15 protein-coding genes are annotated in these 17,545 nt (G+C 71.8%); 5 read left to right on the forward strand and 10 right to left on the reverse strand.

Going from position 1 to position 17,545, the window contains the following annotated elements; all coding sequences use genetic code 11:
- Positions 1-369: 369 nt before the first annotated feature.
- The gene (locus tag ACZ9QC_RS20865; protein WP_472921526.1) at positions 370-2,022 is read left to right on the forward strand and encodes a protein kinase domain-containing protein; all 1,653 of its coding nucleotides are present in this window, start codon (positions 370-372) and stop codon (positions 2,020-2,022) included.
- A 141-nt stretch (positions 2,023-2,163) separates the two neighbouring features.
- Here the strand turns inward: ACZ9QC_RS20865 and ACZ9QC_RS20870 are convergent, their stop codons facing one another.
- Positions 2,164-2,709, reverse strand: coding sequence for a bacterial proteasome activator family protein (locus ACZ9QC_RS20870; protein ID WP_391445798.1), 546 nt, complete (start codon positions 2,707-2,709; stop codon positions 2,164-2,166).
- Positions 2,710-3,411: 702 nt separating this feature from the next.
- On the opposite strand from ACZ9QC_RS20870, the gene ACZ9QC_RS20875 reads away from it, so the two are divergent.
- Positions 3,412-3,849: a hypothetical protein gene (locus ACZ9QC_RS20875; RefSeq protein ID WP_472921527.1), complete on the forward strand. Its 438-nt coding sequence runs from the start codon at positions 3,412-3,414 to the stop codon at positions 3,847-3,849.
- 62 nt (positions 3,850-3,911) lie between these two features.
- On the opposite strand, the gene ACZ9QC_RS20880 is transcribed toward ACZ9QC_RS20875, so the two are convergent.
- Positions 3,912-4,892 (reverse strand): NAD(P)H-quinone oxidoreductase, encoded by a 981-nt coding sequence (locus ACZ9QC_RS20880; protein ID WP_472921528.1) that lies wholly within the window; start codon positions 4,890-4,892, stop codon positions 3,912-3,914.
- Positions 4,893-5,336: 444 nt separating this feature from the next.
- On the opposite strand from ACZ9QC_RS20880, the gene ACZ9QC_RS20885 reads away from it, so the two are divergent.
- Positions 5,337-6,365 carry an ATP-binding cassette domain-containing protein gene (locus ACZ9QC_RS20885; RefSeq protein WP_472921529.1) on the forward strand — a complete coding sequence of 343 codons (1,029 nt, stop codon included), beginning with the start codon at positions 5,337-5,339 and terminating at the stop codon, positions 6,363-6,365.
- Complete coding sequence (locus ACZ9QC_RS20890) at positions 6,362-7,210, forward strand: ABC transporter permease (protein WP_184906284.1); 849 nt, start codon at positions 6,362-6,364, stop codon at positions 7,208-7,210. Before ACZ9QC_RS20885 ends, ACZ9QC_RS20890 begins: the two co-directional genes overlap by 4 nt.
- Positions 7,211-7,308: 98 nt before the next feature.
- On the opposite strand, the gene ACZ9QC_RS20895 is transcribed toward ACZ9QC_RS20890, so the two are convergent.
- From ACZ9QC_RS20895 to pdhA, 6 genes are all read right to left on the reverse strand, one after another.
- Positions 7,309-8,400, reverse strand: a complete 1,092-nt coding sequence (locus ACZ9QC_RS20895; protein ID WP_472921530.1) for a potassium channel family protein — start codon at positions 8,398-8,400, stop codon at positions 7,309-7,311.
- 112 nt (positions 8,401-8,512) lie between these two features.
- A complete protein-coding gene (locus ACZ9QC_RS20900) occupies positions 8,513-9,868 on the reverse strand; it encodes a molybdopterin molybdotransferase MoeA (protein WP_472921531.1) in 1,356 nt (451 codons plus the stop codon).
- Positions 9,865-10,830, reverse strand: a complete 966-nt coding sequence (locus ACZ9QC_RS20905; RefSeq protein ID WP_472921532.1) for an NTP transferase domain-containing protein — start codon at positions 10,828-10,830, stop codon at positions 9,865-9,867. Before ACZ9QC_RS20905 ends, ACZ9QC_RS20900 begins: the two co-directional genes overlap by 4 nt.
- A gap of 111 nt (positions 10,831-10,941) precedes the next feature.
- Entirely contained in the window at positions 10,942-12,393 is a 1,452-nt protein-coding gene (locus tag ACZ9QC_RS20910) for a dihydrolipoamide acetyltransferase family protein (RefSeq protein ID WP_472921533.1), read from the reverse strand.
- Complete coding sequence (locus tag ACZ9QC_RS20915; protein WP_472921534.1) at positions 12,393-13,397, reverse strand: alpha-ketoacid dehydrogenase subunit beta; 1,005 nt, start codon at positions 13,395-13,397, stop codon at positions 12,393-12,395. The genes ACZ9QC_RS20910 and ACZ9QC_RS20915 overlap by 1 nt, the downstream gene beginning before the upstream one ends.
- Entirely contained in the window at positions 13,394-14,530 is a 1,137-nt protein-coding gene (pdhA, locus tag ACZ9QC_RS20920; protein ID WP_472921535.1) for a pyruvate dehydrogenase (acetyl-transferring) E1 component subunit alpha, read from the reverse strand. Before pdhA ends, ACZ9QC_RS20915 begins: the two co-directional genes overlap by 4 nt.
- A gap of 189 nt (positions 14,531-14,719) precedes the next feature.
- Between pdhA and ACZ9QC_RS20925 the strand changes: the two genes are divergently transcribed.
- On the forward strand, positions 14,720-15,205 hold the full coding sequence (locus ACZ9QC_RS20925; protein ID WP_013002201.1) for an Lrp/AsnC family transcriptional regulator: 486 nt from the start codon (positions 14,720-14,722) through the stop codon (positions 15,203-15,205).
- Between the two features lie 89 nt (positions 15,206-15,294).
- Here ACZ9QC_RS20925 and ACZ9QC_RS20930 read toward each other — a convergent pair whose 3' ends face one another.
- Together ACZ9QC_RS20930 and ACZ9QC_RS20935 are read right to left on the reverse strand one after the other, a co-directional pair.
- Positions 15,295-15,885, reverse strand: coding sequence for a TetR/AcrR family transcriptional regulator (locus ACZ9QC_RS20930; protein ID WP_472921536.1), 591 nt, complete (start codon positions 15,883-15,885; stop codon positions 15,295-15,297).
- The gene (locus ACZ9QC_RS20935; RefSeq protein WP_472921537.1) at positions 15,882-17,399 is read right to left on the reverse strand and encodes a 3-hydroxyacyl-CoA dehydrogenase; all 1,518 of its coding nucleotides are present in this window, start codon (positions 17,397-17,399) and stop codon (positions 15,882-15,884) included. Before ACZ9QC_RS20935 ends, ACZ9QC_RS20930 begins: the two co-directional genes overlap by 4 nt.
- Positions 17,400-17,545 lie beyond the last annotated feature (146 nt).

Below are 17,545 nucleotides of genomic sequence, written 5' to 3' on the forward strand. Positions count from 1 at the left end.
CCCGCGGTCCGCGCGGTACTTGTTACGGTCTCCGTCGGCCACGCTACAGCCTTCACGCAAGAGGCCGGTCCGGGTTGGATGCGCGACGGGTTCACGACGGATTCAAGGTGGATTCAAAGGTTGATCGGCCATGAAACCCGCCGCGCGCGCACTCGTGCAAGTTCTGTGTACCGGGCGTACGCCCCCTGTAACGCTTCCGCGACGCTTCTTTCGCGTACGGTCACGGATCGGGCACCGCGCTTGACGTGTCAGTGCCCTGGGGCAGACTTGGCCGGGAATAGCACAAAGGATCACCGGAATCATCAGGGATCACCGATCGCGGGAGCCACGCCAGCTGCTTTCGCGCGCGCCGATGGGGGACGCAGGAAGATGAGCCAGGACGCCGCACAGGGCCGGTACACGGGGCGGTCGCTAGCCGGTGGCCGGTACCAACTGCGTGACCTGCTCGGCGAGGGCGGCATGGCCTCCGTCCACCTCGCGTACGACTCGGTGCTCGACCGACAGGTCGCGATCAAGACACTGCACACCGACCTCGGCCGCGAACAGGCCTTCCGTGAGCGCTTCCGCCGTGAGGCGCAGGCCGTGGCGAAGCTCACCCACACCAACATCGTGTCGGTCTTCGACACCGGCGAGGACGATCTGGACGGCATGACGACGCCGTACATCGTCATGGAGTACATCGAGGGCAAGCCGCTCGGTTCGGTGCTCGACGCGGATGTCGCCCAGCTCGGCGCCATGCCCTCCGACAAGGCTCTGAAGATCACCGCGGATGTGCTGGCGGCGCTGGAGATCAGCCATGAGATGGGCCTGGTCCACCGGGACATCAAGCCGGGCAACGTGATGATGACCAAGCGCAACGTCGTGAAGGTCATGGACTTCGGCATCGCCCGCGCCATGCAGTCCGGTGTCACGTCGATGACGCAGACCGGCATGGTCGTCGGCACCCCGCAGTACCTCTCGCCCGAGCAGGCCCTCGGCCGCGGCGTGGACGCCCGCTCCGACCTGTACTCGGTCGGCATCATGCTCTTCCAGCTGACCACCGGGCGACTGCCGTTCGAGGCGGACTCGCCGCTGGCCATAGCGTATGCGCACGTCCAGGAGGAGCCGGTCGCTCCCTCCTCGATCAACCGTTCCCTGCCGCCGGCCGTGGACGCCATCATCGCCCGCGCGCTGAAGAAGAACCCGAACGAGCGGTTCCCGAGCGCGGAGGCGATGCGGGACGAGTGCCTGCGGGTCGCCGCGTCCCTCCAGCCCGTCGCGCCGAGCATCGTGCCGGGTGTGCAGACGGCCAGCGGCGCGGGGGTCTCCTCCGCGGTCTTCCCGCCGATCGACCACACGGGCGCGCCGCAGTCGGGCAGCGTGCAGACGCCGTACCAGCCGCCGGCGACGGGCGGTTACGGCCCGCCCACGCCCGCCCCCGCTCCCACGCCCGCCCCGTCCTACGGCTACCCGCAGCAGGGCGGCTACCAGACGCCGCCGCAGACCGCCGCGTACTCGCCGCAGCAGGGCTCCAACCCGCCGCCGTACAACATCACGCCCCAGCAGTCCTCGCTGTCGGCCGGGCGTTCCGGGGGCGGGAAGAACAACAAGGGCGTCATCGTGGGCGCGATCGCGGTGTCGGTCCTGGCGGTCGGCGGTCTGATCGTGGCGCTCAGCCTGAACTCCGGCAGTGAGGCCGAAGGCGGCGACGACGGCGCGAACGCGTCCCCCTCGCCGACCGTGGTCGAGGGGCACAAGGGTCCGGACACGTCGAAGGTCATCGACTCGACCGAGTGCACGGAGCCCACGGAGTCGTACAACGACCCGGACAAGATCGAGCTGCCGGACTTCACCTTCAAGAACATCGACTCGGTGAAGAAGTGCTTCCAGGCGGCGGGCTGGCAGTACGACGTCCAGAAGGTCGACGAGAACACGTACGGCGAGGGCACGGTCATGGAGCAGTACCCGTCCGCCTCCGAGGACGTCGACCCCAAGGACATGCCCTCGATCATTCTCAAGGTCTCGACGGGCAACCCGGCCTGACGTCCCTGTCGCGGCCGTTGCGGGAACAGTCGTAGGAAGGGCCCGGCACTCGGTGTGCCGGGCCCTTTGCGTACATGGTGGGGGGTTTCACCGAACGGCTCTCGGAGGCTCTCGTCGAAAGCCTGCCGGAAGGAGTGGTGGCTAGAGGTACGGGCCGCCGGAGCGGCCGAGCGTGCGCGGGTCGTCGTCGCCCTCGTGGCCGCCGACGCCGGGCGGCAGCGCGCGGCGCATCTGCTCCAACTGGGCCCGGGCGGCCATCTGCTGGGCGAACAGCGTCGTCTGGATCCCGTGGAAGAGGCCTTCGAGCCAGCCGACCAACTGGGCCTGGGCGATCCGCAGTTCCGCGTCGCTCGGGATCACCTCGTCGGTGAAGGGCAGGGAGAGCCGCTCCAACTCCTCCACCAGCTCGGGCGCCAGGCCGTCCTCCAGTTCCTTGACGGAGCTGGCGTGGATCTCCTTCAGCCGGGCCCGGCTGGCCTCGTCGAGCGGGGCGACCCGTACCTCTTCGAGCAGCTGCTTGATCATGCTGCCGATGCGCATGACCTTGGCCGGCTGTTCCACCATCTCCGTCACCGGGACCTCGCGGGACTCCTCATCGCCTCCACCGCCGCCCACGGCCATGCCGTCCTGGCCCACGACCAGGATCTGGGGCTGTTCGGGCGACCGTTCGTTCCTCGGCATCTCCATGCCGCCATTCTCTCGCACGCGTACACCTCACCACCCTGGTGCCCCCCACACAGGGTGATCCACCGTTTACGTAGCCATGGTTCGCGTCTTGCCCGGGAGTGGCTGTCGCGTGGGTGCTTCCAGACGGAGCCAGAGGACCGTGCCGCGGGCTCGGGGCGGTGGCCGCGGCCTCGGGAACAGCCGACGGGTTCGGCAGCGGGCCGGAGATCCGCGTCGGCAGGTCGGCGTGCTGAGGGCACAGCGGGTGGGAGCGCTCGGGTCGAGGGCGCGGAGCGGGTCGGTGCGGCGGGTCGGTGCGGCGGGCCAGGGACCGGGCCGGCCGGGGACCGGGCCGGCCGGTGCTGGGACACCGAGCGCCGCCCCGGCGAGCACAGCCCCGACCCGCCGTTGCCGCCCCGCTCGCTGCCGCGACCCGAACGCGCCCCACCCGGAACACGCCGTCTCGGGGCTACCGCCGTGCTCCGCTCCGGCGCGTGTCGGGGCAACTGTGAGCGCAGGGCGGCCTGGGGCAGGGCAGACGCTGCCCGGCAGCCGTCGGCTCGCGGGCGGGACACGCGCGCGGCAGCCGTCGGCTCGCGGGCGGGACACGCGCGCGGCAACCGTCGACTCGCTTCGAGCGCGCCGCATCGACGTCGGTCGGTTCGGAGGGGCGGTGCGACGCGTCCGGATGCCGGGAGGTCGGTGCCGTGTGACGCTGAGGGCGTGGCTACCTGGCTTCGTTCGGTGCGCGTGACGGGACCGGTTCTCGTCGCGGGGCTGCTCGTCGTTCTGGTGACGGGGGTCGCGCCCACGGCGTACGCGGCCGATCCCGACCCCGACCCCGCGACCTCCTGGGCCGGCAGCCGCGCGGGCGAAGGCCGCGAACGGCCGGGGCGGCCGGACGCGGTCCCCGTGGAACCGGAGGACGAGACCTCCACGCCCCCGGAAGAGCCCGCCGCCGAACCGGACGGCCCGGACTCCCCCCTCGCCCCCGACCCCTCGCAGAACGCCGCCCTGCCCGTCCCCGGGGTCCCACCCGGAACCGGCACCGCGACCGTCGAGGAGCCCGTCCTGCAGGCCCTCGCCCTCGGCGGCGGCCTCATCCTCATAGGCATGGGCCTCGGACTGGCCTTCGTGGGGCTGCGCATACGGCGGTACTGAACCGAAGTGAACCGGAGTCGTGCCGCTGGGCCGGGCGCGGCCCAGCGGCTCACCGAACCCTCCTACGGCACCACCAGCAACACCTTGCCCACGTGGCCGCTCTCCTCCAGCACCCGGTGCGCCGTGGCCGCGTCGTGCATGGGGATCTCACGGTCGACGACCGGACGCACATGGCCTCCGGCGATCAGGGGCCAGACGTGTTCGCGTACGGCGGCCACGATGGCCGTCTTCTCCTCCGGGGGCCGGGCCCGCAGCGAGGTCGCGCTGATCGCCGCCCGCTTGGCGAGGAGGGCGCCGATGTTCAGCTCGCCCTTGATACCGCCCTGCAAGCCGATGATCGCGAGCCGTCCGTTGACCGCGAGGACCCGGACGTTGCGGTCCAGGTACTTGGCGCCCATGTTGTCGAGGATGACGTCCGCGCCCCTGCCGTCCGTAGCCGCCCGGACCTCCTCGACGAAGTCCTGCTCGCGGTAGTTGATCAGGATGTCCGCGCCCAGGGCGGCGCACTGCTCCAGCTTCTCCTTGGTACCCGCCGTGACGGCGACCTTCGCGCCGACGGCCTTGGCGAGCTGGATGGCCATCGTGCCGATGCCACTGGAGCCGCCGTGCACGAGGAGCGTCTCACCGGGACTCAGGTGGGCGATCATGAAGACGTTCGACCAGACCGTACAGGTCACCTCGGGCAACGCGGCGGCCTGCCGGAGGTCGAGACCGGAGGGGACCGGCAGCAGCTGACCGGCCGGAACGACGACCTTCTCCGCGTAGCCACCGCCCGAGAGCAGCGCGCACACCTCGTCGCCGACGCTCCACCCGGCCACCCCCGGCCCGATCTCCGCGACCCGGCCGGAACACTCCAGGCCGGGGTAGGGGGAGGCGCCGGGCGGTGGGTCGTAGAAGCCCTGGCGCTGCAGCAGGTCGGCGCGGTTCACGGCGCTCGCCGCCACGTCGATGAGCACTTCGCCCTCGCCGGGCACCGGGTCGGGGACCTCGTCCCAGACCAGGGCCTCGGGTCCACCGGGTTCGGGAATCGTGATCGCATGCATGAGAGGGACGCTACCCCCGCCCTCCCCGTCCGATCCCGGCCCCGTCCCCCCTCGCTTCGCCGATCCCGGACTCCCCCCGCACGCCCCGCGTCTCCCTCGCGCGCGCCCGGGTCTCCGACCTGCAGCACCACCCCGGCCGCCCCCTAACCTGGCTCTGCGGACTCCCACCGCGGTCCAGCCTCGCCGGTCCCTCGGTCGTCCGGCCGTCCGTTCGTTCGTCTCTGGTCGCGTAAACGGGGTGCGATCGACGCTCATCGGAGAGACGGTGGAGACCCCACGGCCGCACGGGCGCTCGCCGACGCGCTTCGCTTCGATACCGAAGCAGCCGAAGCGATCGTGATTTCCCGCGTTTTTCCCGCGCGGCGACCGATGAGTTCCGGCGGTCCCGGCGGTCTCCCCTTGCGTAGCCCCGGACACGGGCCCCGTACGCGGAAGGATCTCAACATGAGCGCACAGACGTCCGGCCTCGCGATCGAGACCGCCGGTCTGGTGAAGACGTTCGGCGAGACCCGGGCCGTCGACGGCGTCGACCTGGCCGTGCCCGCCGGCACGGTCTACGGCGTCCTCGGCCCGAACGGCGCCGGCAAGACCACCACGGTGAAGATGCTCGCCACCCTGCTGCGCCCCGACGGCGGCCAGGCACACGTCTTCGGACACGATGTCGTCCGGGAGGCCGACGAGGTACGCGGCCGGGTCAGCCTGACCGGGCAGTACGCCTCCGTGGACGAAGACCTCACCGGCACCGAGAACCTGGTGCTGCTCGCCCGGCTTCTCGGCCACGACAAGCGAACGGCCCGGGAGCGCGCCGGTCAGCTGCTGGAGGCATTCGGACTGAGCGACGCGGCCGGAAAGCAGGTCAAGCACTACTCGGGCGGCATGCGGCGCCGTATCGACATCGCCGCATCCATCCTCAACACGCCCGACCTGCTGTTCCTGGACGAGCCGACGACCGGCCTCGACCCGCGCAGCCGCAACCACGTGTGGGACATCGTGCGCGCGGTGGTCGCCCAGGGTACGACCGTGCTGCTGACCACGCAGTATCTGGACGAGGCGGACCAGCTGGCGTCCCGGATCGCGGTCATCGACCAGGGCAAGGTGATCGCGGAGGGCACGAAGGGTGAGCTGAAGGCGTCCGTGGGCGCCGGTTCCGTCCATCTGCGGCTGCGCGACGCGGCCCAGCGGCCGCAGGCCGAGGAGGTGCTGCGCCTCGCCCTCGACGCCGACGTGCAGCGCGAGCCGGACCCGGTGGCACTGACGGCGCGCGTCGGTGCGGGATCCGCCAACGGACAGGGGGCCGCCGAGGCCGCCGCCCGGGCGCTCGCCGAGCTGGCCCGCACCGGCATCACCGTCGACAACTTCTCGCTGGGCCAGCCCAGCCTGGACGAGGTGTTCCTCGCCCTCACCGGACACGACACCAAAGCGGCCACGCAGGCCGAGGACGCCCCCGAGACGAAGGACGAGGCAGCGGCATGAGCACGGCCACCACCACCGACAACAAGGAACTCGCCCCCGTCAGCGCCGAGTCGCTCGCCGCGCTGCTCATCGCCAAGGAACGCCCGCCGCGGCCCAGCGCCGTGTCGGCCTCGCTGACCTTCGGCTGGCGGGCCATGCTCAAGATCAAACACGTACCGGAGCAGCTCTTCGACGTCACCGCCTTCCCGATCATGATGGTGCTGATGTACACGTACCTCTTCGGCGGGGCGCTGGCCGGCTCACCGGAGCAGTACATCCAGTTCCTGCTGCCCGGCATCCTGGTGATGTCGGTCGTGATGATCACGATGTACACCGGTGTCTCGGTCAACACGGACATCGAGAAGGGTGTCTTCGACCGGTTCCGCTCGCTGCCCATCTGGCGGCCGTCGACGATGGTCGGCTATCTGCTGGGCGACGCCCTGCGCTACGCGATCGCGTCGGTGGTGATGCTCACCGTCGGCATGATCCTCGGCTACCGCCCGGACGGTGGCGTGGTCGGCGTGGTCGCCGGGGTCGCGCTGCTCATCGTCTTCTCGTTCTCGTTCTCGTGGATCTGGACGATGTTGGGCCTCATGCTGCGCACCGAGAAGTCCGTGATGGGCGTCAGCATGATGGTGATCTTCCCGCTGACCTTCCTGTCCAACGTCTTCGTCGATCCGAGCACCATGCCGGGCTGGCTCCAGGCGTTCGTCAACAACAGCCCGGTCACGCATCTGGCCTCGGCGGTCCGCGAGTTGATGGCGGGCGAGTGGCCGACGGCGGAGCTCGCCTGGACGCTGGGCTGGTCCGCCCTGTTCGTGCTGGTCTTCGGACCGATCACGATGCGGCTGTACAACCGCAAGTAGGAGATCGCTCCGAGAGGGTGGCCCCGGCGTGCGGGACCCCGGGGCCACCCTTTCCGTTCCCGTTACGGCTTTCGCTCCCGTTACGGCTTTCGCTCCCGTTACGGCAGATGCTTGGTCTCGGGGGTGATCTTCGTGCTCGGGGTGGCCCGGACGATGGTGATCAGGCGGTCCGTCAACTGGAGCTCACCGATGGACGGATCGTCGTAGCCCAGCACCCGGTGTCCGCGCAGCACGCTGACCACCAGGTCCTCCGTCTCCCGAACACCTCGTCCCACCTCGGCCTTTATGACCGGCCGTTCGGCGATGTCGAGGCCGCTGCCCTGTTGGATGAGGTCCTCCATCACCATGCCGGCGGCCGGGCTGAGCACGGAGAGCCCGAGGAGCCGTCCGGCCGCGCTGGCGCTGGTGATGACGACATCGGCTCCGGACTGCTTCAGCAGCGGCGCGTTCTCCTCTTCCCGGACGGCGGCCACGATCTTCGCGCCCCGGTTGAGCTGGCGTGCGGTCAGCGCCACCAGAACGGCCGTGTCGTCCCGCGCGGTCGAGATGATGATCTGGCGCGCCTTCTGCAGCTCGGCCCGCAGCAGCACATCACTGCGGGTCGCGTCCCCGATGACCCCCGTGTACCCCTCGGAGGTCGCCGCCTCGATGGCCTTCGAGCTCGGGTCCACGACGACGACCTGCTCCTTCCTCAGACCCGTCGCGCAGACGGTCTGGACCGCCGAACGCCCCTTCGTCCCCCAGCCGACGACAACGGTGTGCTCCCTCAAGGCCGCCCTCCAGCGGTTCAGTCGCCATTCCTCGCGCGTGCGCTCCGTGAGCACCTCCAGCGTGGTGCCGACCAGGATGATCAGAAACAGCACACGCAACGGCGTGATCACGAAGATGTTGGTGAACCGGGCAGCATCGCTGACCGGGGTGATGTCGCCGTATCCGGTGGTGGAGAGGGTGACGGTGGCGTAGTAGAACGCGTCGAGCAGATCCACTGATCCGTCGGAGTTGTCGTTGTACCCCTCACGGTCGGCATAGACGATGAAGGCGGTGGCGACCAGCAGGAACAAGGCCATCGCCAGTCGCTTGCCGACCTGGCGGATCGGCCGCTCGACCTCTCGTTTCGGCAGTCTCACCTGGTGGGTCACGTGACGCTCGTCCGCATTGCGGGCGATCGCGTCCTGGCCCGGAAGTTTCACGTGAAACACTCCCCGTTTCGGCGTACATCCCCTGGCTGCACTCCGCCCCCGACTGCCTGTTGTTTCACGTGAAACACCGTTGGTCGCAAGGCCGTTGGGCCGTATCGACGTTTCACGTGAAACACACCTGGATGCCCGCCGTCGCCCAGGGCAGATCGAGCAGTTCCAGCTCCTGGCCGGAACGAGCGCCGCCCGGCGGTACGACGGCGAGAGCATCGGCGGTGGCGATGCCGCGGAGCATAGCGGGACCGTTGTAGTGCAGCGGAAGGGCGTCATCACCCCGCAGACTGACCGGCACCAGCCGTGTGTCGTACGGGTGCCCGTGCACCGCCTCCCGCAGCGGCATCGTGTACGGCTCCGGGGCGGCTCGCCCGGCGAGGGTGCGCAGCAGCGGCTCGGCGAGCGTGAACAGCCCGGACACAGCGGCCAAGGGGTTGCCGGGCAGCCCGACGAGGTGCTGATCCGGCTTGATCCGGGCCAGCAGCATGGGGTGGCCCGGGCGCACCTTCACCCCGTCGACGAGGAGTTCGGCCTCGACGCGACGCAGGGTGGGGTGGACATGGTCGACGGGTCCGGATGCCGTGCCGCCCGTGGTGACGATGAGGTCGGCGGAGGACTTCTTCACCGCCCGGTACAGGGTGTCGGCGTCGTCGCCGAGGCGGCGTACGGCGGTGACCTCGGCGCCCAGTGCCCGGAGCCAGGAGGGCAGCATCGGTCCGAGGGCGTCCCGGATCGAGCCCTCCCGCGGGAGCCCCTCGGTGAGCAGTTCGTCGCCCAGGACGAGCAGTTCGACGCGGGGACGGGGGAGCACGCTCAACGTGTCGTACCCGGCGGCCGACGCGAGCCCGAGCGCGGCCGGGGTGATCTGCGTGCCGAGCGGCAGCAGTTGGTCGCCGTTGCGGCACTCCTGGCCTCGTGGCCGAATGTCCTGCCCGTGGGCGAGGTCCCGGGTCGGGTGCAGTCGCCCCTTGTCGTCGGTGCGGCCGTGCTCGCTGCGCAGGACGGCGGTCGTGTCCGGCGGGATACGGGCGCCGGTGGCGATCCGGACCGCCTCCCCGTCCGTGAGCCGGACGGACTCGCCGTGACCGGCCAGCACACCGTCCTCGCGTACCGCCCAGGGCCCGGGGCCCGCGACCGCCCAGCCGTCCATCGCCGACGTGTCGAAGGAGGGAAGGTCGGTGAGGGCCAAGAGCGGGGCGGCGAGCACGAGGCCGAGCGCCTTGTCGACGGTGACCGACACGGGGACCCTGCGCCCGGCCGAGCGGGCGGCGCGTTCGGCGACGGCCCGGGCCTCGGGCCAGGAAGTGGCCCGGTGGTGGGAATCGTCCTTGGCCCGGTGCGCGCCGGTCCGACCGGTCGTGGGGGTCTCGCGGGAGGAGCGCGGCTCGGCCGGCCCCCGGACGGGCCTGTCGTTGGCCACGGCCAGCGCCTCCTCCACGTCGAGTTCCTCGGCGTCCTGGGCGGTCATCCGGCGGCCGGGCCGGTGTCCTGGCCGGCGCCGGGCCCGGGGTGGGGCTGGGCGGGCGGGGCGGCTTCGGGCCCGGCATCCGGCCCAGCCTCGGGAGTGGCCTCGTCGGCCCAGCGCAGGGCAAGGGCGGAGGCCTTGCGCGCGGCCTCGGTGACCGCCTCGGGGCCTCCCCCGGCCTTGGCGGCGGCGTAGCCGATGAGGAACGTGGTCAGCGGGGCGGCGGGCCGGGCCACGCTGTGGGCGGCGTCACGGGCGAGGTCGAGCAGCTCTGTGATGTCGACGTCGAGGTCGATCCCCAGCTCGTCCTTGACTGCGGAAATCCATTCATCCAACACGTGGCCATGCTCCCTGATCCGTGCGCGGGCGGCGGCGATGTCGTCCCAGGTGTCGCAGTCGAAGGACGCGAGGGGGTCGGTGATTCGGGTGAGGCGCAGTGCGGCGGTCAGCCGCCGCAGGGGCAGCCCCGTCAGCCCGTCGTGCTCGTCGGCGAGCCGCGCGAGCTCGCGGCGGAGGGTCTCGGCCCGGTAGGCGGCCACGAGCGGCTGGTCACGGCCGTCGGGGTCGGTGACCAGGACGCCGTCGACGGTCCCCTCGTCGGCCATGAGGGCGTCGAGCAGCCGCCGTACCGTCTTCTCGTCCAGGAACGGCAGGTCGGCGGAGAGAACGACCACGTACGGCTCGGTGGTGTGCCGGAGTCCGGCGTCCAGCGCGGCGAGGGGGCCGCCGCCGGGGGGTTCCTCGCGGGCCCACACGACGGGCCGCGCGGTGGGCCGGGGGTCGGAGACGACCACGGTCGTCCCGGCCCCGGCGCACGCGCTCAGCACTCGGTCGAGCAGGGCCCGGCCGCCGACGCGCACGGCGGGCTTGTCCGTGCCGCCGAGCCGCCGGGCGGCACCGCCGGCGAGCACGACGGCGTCGAACACGTCGGTACCGGGGTCCCCCGGGGGCTCGTACGCGGTCACCCTCCGAGTATGCGGGCCTCCACGATCACTGGGAACGGGGGAGGCGGCGCGTTCCCGGCCCGGTCGGGTCCGGCCGCCGCGGCGGCCGGACCCGACGGACGAAGCCGGTGATCAGAGCGTGCGCAGCAGCACCGCCGGCTGTTCGACGCAGTCCGCCACGTGGCGCAGGAAACCGCCCGCCGTGCCGCCGTCGCACACCCGGTGGTCGAAGGTGAGCGAGAGCTGCACGACCTGCCGTACCGCCAGCTCGCCCCGGTGCACCCAGGGCTTGGGGACGATGCGGCCGACGCCGAGCATGGCGGCCTCGGGGTGGTTGATGATCGGCGTGGAGCCGTCGACACCGAACACGCCGTAGTTGTTGAGCGTGAAGGTGCCGCCGGTCAGCTGGCCGGGCGTCAGGGTGCCCGTGCGTGCCGCCTCGGTCAGCCGGGCGAACTCCGCGGCGAGCGACTCCGCGTTCCTGGTGTGCGCGTCCCGCACGACGGGGACGACCAGCCCTCGTTCCGTCTGGGCGGCGAACCCGAGGTGCACCTGCTCCAGCCGTACGACCTCGCGGGCCTCCATGTCGACCGTGGAGTTGAGCTCGGGGAAGCGGGCCAGCGCGGAGGTGCAGATACGGGCGAGCAACGCCAGGAGGGAGATCTTGGGGCCTCCGGCGGCGTTCATGGCCGTGCGGGCGTTCATCAGCTCCGTCGCGTCGGCGTCCACCCAGCAGGTCGCGTCCGGGATCTCACGCCGGCTGCGGGAGAGCTTGTCGGCGACGGCGCCACGGATGCCACGGAGGGGGACACGGGTACCGGACGCGGTGCCCGCGGGCACGGACCGCGAGTCCGGAGTCGCGGCCGGCGTGGCGGTCACGGCCAGGGGTGCCTGGACCGGAGCCGTGGCGGCCCGCAGCGCGTGCTCCACGTCCGCCCGCAGGATCAGGCCCTCGGGCCCCGAGCCCCGCAGCGTCCGCAGGTCGAGCCCGTTCTCCCGGGCGAGACGTCGGACGAGCGGGGAGATGACGGGCACGGGCCCGTCCGGGCGCGCGGGGGAGGTGGCCGCCGTGAGGCTCTCCGGGCGCGCGGAGGAGGCGGCCGAGACGGCCCCGTCCGACTGACCGGGGGAACCGGCCGGCGCTGTCGGCCTCTCGACGGAGTCGAGCGCCACCGTCGGCGCCGCCGGGCCCGCGGGCCGGATCGGCTCGCCCGGCCGCACCCGCCTGCGGCGCGCCGGGGGCGCCCCGGTGCCGTAGCCGACCAGCACGTTGCCGGAGCCCTCGCTCCTGTCGGCGGTGCCCGTGCCCGGCGTCCCGGCGGAACCGTCGGTGACCGGCGCTCCCACCGCCACGGTCAACAGCGGCGCGCCGACGGGCAGTTCCGTGCCCTCCTCGCCGAAGCGGGCGGTGACGACGCCGCCGTAGGGGCAGGGGACCTCGACCATGGCCTTGGCCGTCTCGACCTCGACGACGGGCTGGTCGATCGCGACGACGTCGCCGACCTGGACGAGCCAGCGGACGATCTCGGCCTCGGTCAGTCCCTCGCCGAGGTCGGGCAGCTTGAACTCCAGCACCTGGGCCATCAGTTCTCCGCCTCCCACTGCAGGCGCCCCACGGCGTCCAGGATCCGGTCGACGCCGGGCAGATGGTGCCGTTCCAGCATCGGCGGCGGATACGGGATGTCGAACCCGGCGACGCGCAGCACGGGCGCCTCCAGGTGGTGGAAGCAGCGCTCGGTCACACGGGCCGCGATCTCGCCGCCCGGGCCGCCGTAGGAGCCGGACTCGTGCACGACCACCGCGCGTCCGGTCCGCCGTACCGACGCGGCGACCGTCTCGTCGTCGAAGGGCACCAGGGAGCGCAGGTCGACGACTTCGAGGTCCCAGCCCTCGGCCGTGGCCGCCTCGGCGGCCTCCAGGCAGACGGGAACGGACGGGCCGTAGGTGATGAGCGTGGCGCTGCGGCCCGTGCGGCGCACGACCGCGCGGCCGATCGGCTCGACACTCTGCGGTTGCTCGGGGTTCCAGGTGTCCTTCGACCAGTACAGGCGCTTGGGCTCCAGGAAGACCACCGGATCGTCGGACGCGATCGCGGCGCGCAGCAGCCCGTAGGCGTCGGCGACGGTGGCGGGCGTGACGACATGGAGGCCGGGGGTCGCCATGTAGTACGCCTCGGAGGAGTCGCTGTGGTGCTCGACGCCGCCGATGCCGCCGCCGTACGGGACGCGGATCGTGATCGGCAACGGCATGGCGCCGCGCGTGCGGTTGCGCATCCGGGCGACATGACTGATGAGCTGCTCGAACGCCGGGTAGGCGAACGCGTCGAACTGCATCTCCACGACCGGCCGCAGCCCGTACATGGCCATGCCGACGGCCGTGCCGAGGATGCCCGCCTCGGCGAGCGGGGTGTCGGTGACGCGGTCCTCGCCGAACTCCTTGGCGAGGCCGTCGGTGACCCGGAAGACCCCGCCGAGGGTGCCGACGTCCTCTCCCATGACGTGCACGGTGGGGTCGGCGGTCATGGCGTCGCGCAGGGCGCGGGTGAGCGCCTGCGCCATGGTGGCGGGCTTGAGCGCGACGGTGGTCATCGGTGCGCCCCTTCTTCCTCCGCCGCCAGCTCGGCCCGCAGCAGGGCTTCCTGTTCGCGCAGTTGGGGGGTGGGTTCGGCGTACACGTGGGCGAAGAGGTCCATCGGGTCGAGCACCGGGTCCTGGTTCATGCGCTCGCGCAGGTCGGCGGCCATCGCCTCGGCGGCGTCCCGGGCGGCCCGGATGCCGTCCTCGTCGAGGAGTCCGCGCTCGGTCAGCTCGTGCTCCAGGAGCGCTATCGGGTCGTGCGCGCGCCAGGTCTCGACCTCGGCGTCGCCCCGGTAGCGGGTGGCGTCGTCGGCGTTGGTGTGGGCGTCGATGCGGTACGTCACCGCCTCGACCAGCGTGGGTCCGCCGCCCGCGCGCGCGTGGGCCACGGCTTCGGCGAGCACCTGGTGCACGGCCGCCGCGTCGTTGCCGTCGACCAGGCGGCCCGGCATCCCGTAGCCGACGGCCTTGTGGGCGAGCGACGGGGCGGCGGTCTGCTTGGCGAGCGGGACGGAGATCGCGAAACCGTTGTTCTGGACGAGGAAGACCACCGGGGCCTGCCAGACGGCGGCGAAGTTGAGGGCCTCGTGGAAGTCGCCCTCGCTGGTGCCGCCGTCGCCGACCAGGGCGAGCGCCACCACGTCGTCGCCCTTGAGGCGGGCGGCGTGCGCGAGGCCCACGGCGTGCGGGAGCTGAGTGGCGAGGGGGGTGCACAGGGGTGCGACACGGTGCTCGTGCGGGTCGTAGCCGGTGTGCCAGTCGCCGCGCAGCAGGGTGAGCGCCTGGACGGGGTCGAGGCCGCGGGCGACGGCGGCGAGCGTGTCGCGGTAGCTCGGGAAGAGCCAGTCCCGTTCCTCGAGGACGAGCGCGGCGGCGACCTCGCAGGCCTCCTGGCCGGTGCTGGAGGGGTAGACGGCGAGCCTGCCCTGCTTGGTCAGGGCCGTGGCCTGGGTGTTGTAGCGGCGGCCGCGCACCAGCTCGGCGTAGAGCCGGCGCAGCAGCGCGGGATCGGCGTCGGCGGCCGCGTCCGTGCCGAGCACGCGGTACGGCAGGGCGTCGGGCAGCAGCGGCGCGGGGTCCGTGCGGGGCTGCCAGGCGGGCGGCGGTGTCGGGCGGTACGCGCCCCGCTGCTCCATGACCGTCATACGGCACCTCCTCGTGGGAGTGGCTCAGGGACGCGGCACGGTTGTGACGCGTCTCACCTACCGATTGTTCGGTCGTTGGCGCATTTTGGCTACAGGCACCCTGAGGCTGTGGACAAACGGTTCTGCACAGCCTCAAATGAACGCAGTACGTCCATGGTAGGGAGGCGGGGGCACATGGCACCTGAACAAATGGCCGAGCCTCCGGAGCACGGCCCGGCGCTGCCGCCCCCTCGACCGCTGGACGCCATAGACCAGGACATCCTGCGCATGCTGCAGGCGGACGGCCGCGCCTCGATACGGTCGGTCGCCGAACGGGTCCACGTCTCCCGCGCCAACGCCTACGCGCGCATCAACCGCCTCATCGAGGACGGCGTGATCCGGGGCTTCGGGGCGCGCGTGAACCACGAGCGCGCCGGAAAGGGCACCTCGGCCTACATCACCCTCAAGATCGTGCAGAACTCCTGGCGCACGGTCCGCGACCAGCTGCGCCAGCTCTCCGGCGCCGCCCACATCGCGCTGGTGGGCGGCGACTACGACGTCCTGCTGCTCGTGCACACCTCGGACAACAGAGCCCTGCGCGAGGTCGTCCTCACCAAGCTCCAGGCCATCCCGGAGGTGCTCAGCACCCGGACGCTGCTGGTGTTCGAGGAGGAGGACGTGGAACCGGAGGGCTGAGCGCCCGAGGGCCGGCTGTCCCGCCGGACGGCACCCAGGCGCACGCGCTCACCGAGGGGCGCGCGCCGAGGGGCACCACCGAGGACGGCTCACCCCTGGGCGCGCAACCCCGAGAACACCAGCTGCGTCACGGCGTCGGAGACTTCCCGCTCGCCCATGCCCCGCCCGTCCGGCCGGTACCACTCGACGATCGAGTTGATCATCCCGAAGACCAGCCGGGTCGCGAGCCGCACCTCCACGTCACCCCGGACGTCCCCGTCGGCCGCCGCCGCCTTCAGCAGTTCGGCGACCCGGTGGTCGAAGTCGCGGCGCCGCTCCAGCGCCCAGCGCTCGGTGTCGGTGTTGCCGCGCACCCGCAGCAGCAGGGTCACGTAGGGGAGCTCGTTCATGAGCACCTCGACCATGCGCCGGACGACGTGCTCCAGGCGCTCCACCGCACGCCCCTCACGCGCCGGTTCCTCGTCGAGGATCGCGAAGAGGCCGTCCAGCGCCCGGCTGACGGCCCGGCGCAGCAACTCCTCCTTGCCGGTGACGTGGTGGTATATCGACGACTTGGAGATACCGGCCGCCCTGGACAGGTGCTCCATGGACGTGCCGTCGTAGCCGCGCTCGTTGAAGACCCGGACGGCGACGGACAGCAGCGTCTCCGGGGTGTACGTGTCGCGCTTGGCGGTGGTCATGAGGAGGTGCCCTCCCGCTTGTCGGAAGCGTAGGCGTGGCGGTAGAGCGCCAGGGACGGCGCGTAGCGTCCGGACGGGTCGCGCAGGTGCAGATCGTCCAGGAGGGCGTACGCCCAGTTCCGGCCCAGCCTGCGGCTCCATTCGAAGGGCCCCAGCGGGTAGTTGACGCCCAGCCGCATCGCCGTGTCGATGTCCTCCTTGGTGGCCACGCCCTTGGCGACGGCGTCGTGCGCGAGGTCGATGATCCGTGCCACCGTGCGGGCCACGATCATGCCGGGGGCGTCCCCGATGACGCTGACGTCCTTGCCGAGCGCCTGGAAGAGGCCGGTGGCCTCGGTGAGAGTCTGCGGTGAGGTGTCCTGGGAGGCGGAGAGCGCGATCCGGGTGGCTCTTCGGTAGTCCAGCGCCAGGTCGAAGTAGACGACGTCCCGGAACTCCACCGAGGTCTGCCCGTCGGCGAGGGCCAGCTGGCCGCCGCTCGGCAGGACGAGTCGGGTGCCGTGGTCCTCCTCGTCCTCACGGACGGGGATGCCCGCCTCCCGGATCAGGGTGAGCAGGTCGGAGGCGGGGCCGAGGTCGCCCTCGACGACGACGTACGCCGGCGCGGGCACCGGCTCGGCGGTGTGCGGCTCGGGGCGCTCGGCGCCGTCGGTGTGGTCGTACCAGCCCTGTCCCGTCTTGCGGCCGAGCCGGCCGGACTCGACGAGCCGTCGCTGGGCGAGCGAGGGCGTGAAGCGCACGTCCTGGAAGAACGCCTGCCAGACGGAGTGGGTGACGGACTCGTTGACGTCCTGCCCGATGAGGTCGGTCAGTTCGAAGGCGCCCATCCTGAAGCCGCCGCACTCCCGCAGGATCGCGTCGATGGTGACGGGCTCGGCGGCCTGCGCCTCGTACACCGCGAAGGCCTCCGCGTAGAACGGCCGTGCGATGCGGTTGACGATGAAGCCGGGGGTGTCCGCGCAGGCGACCGGCGTCTTGCCCCAGACGCGCGCCAGCTCGTACGCGCGCGTGGCCGAGGTGACGTCGGTGGCGAACCCGGAGACGACCTCGACGAGCGGCAGCAGCGGCGCGGGGTTGAAGAAGTGCAGGCCCACGAAACGGCCCGGGTTGCGCAGGGCACTGCCGATGGCCGTGACGGACAGGGAGGAGGTGTTGGTGGCGAGCAGGCAGTCCTCGCCGACGATGTCCTCCAAGGCGCGGAACAGTTCCTGTTTGACGTCCAGCCGCTCCAGGACGGCCTCGACGACCAGGCCGCAGTCCGCGAGGTCGGCGAGGCTCTCGGCGGCGTGCAGCCGGGCGCGCGCGGAGTCCCGGTCCGCGCCCGTCATGCGGTCCTTCGCGACGAGCCGGTCGAGCCGGGCGCCGATCGCCTCGGCGGCCTCCCGGGCACGACCGGGGGCGACATCGAACAGGCGTACGGGGTGGCCGGCGACCAACGCGACCTGGGCGATGCCCTGGCCCATGGTGCCGGTGCCGACGACGGCCACGGGGCTGCTGAGGTCGAGTGCTGTCATGTGCGCGATCCTCCCGCACGGGGTTGTCCACAGATGCGGCGGACCCCCTTGTCCCGACCGATCGTTCGGTTACTCTAACTCTGTCCGCCCGCCCGTCGCCCACCACCACCCTGCACGAGGCGCTTCGCGCCGCCCCCCGAATTCAT

It is taken from the genome of Streptomyces sp. HUAS MS02, assembly GCF_055702265.1.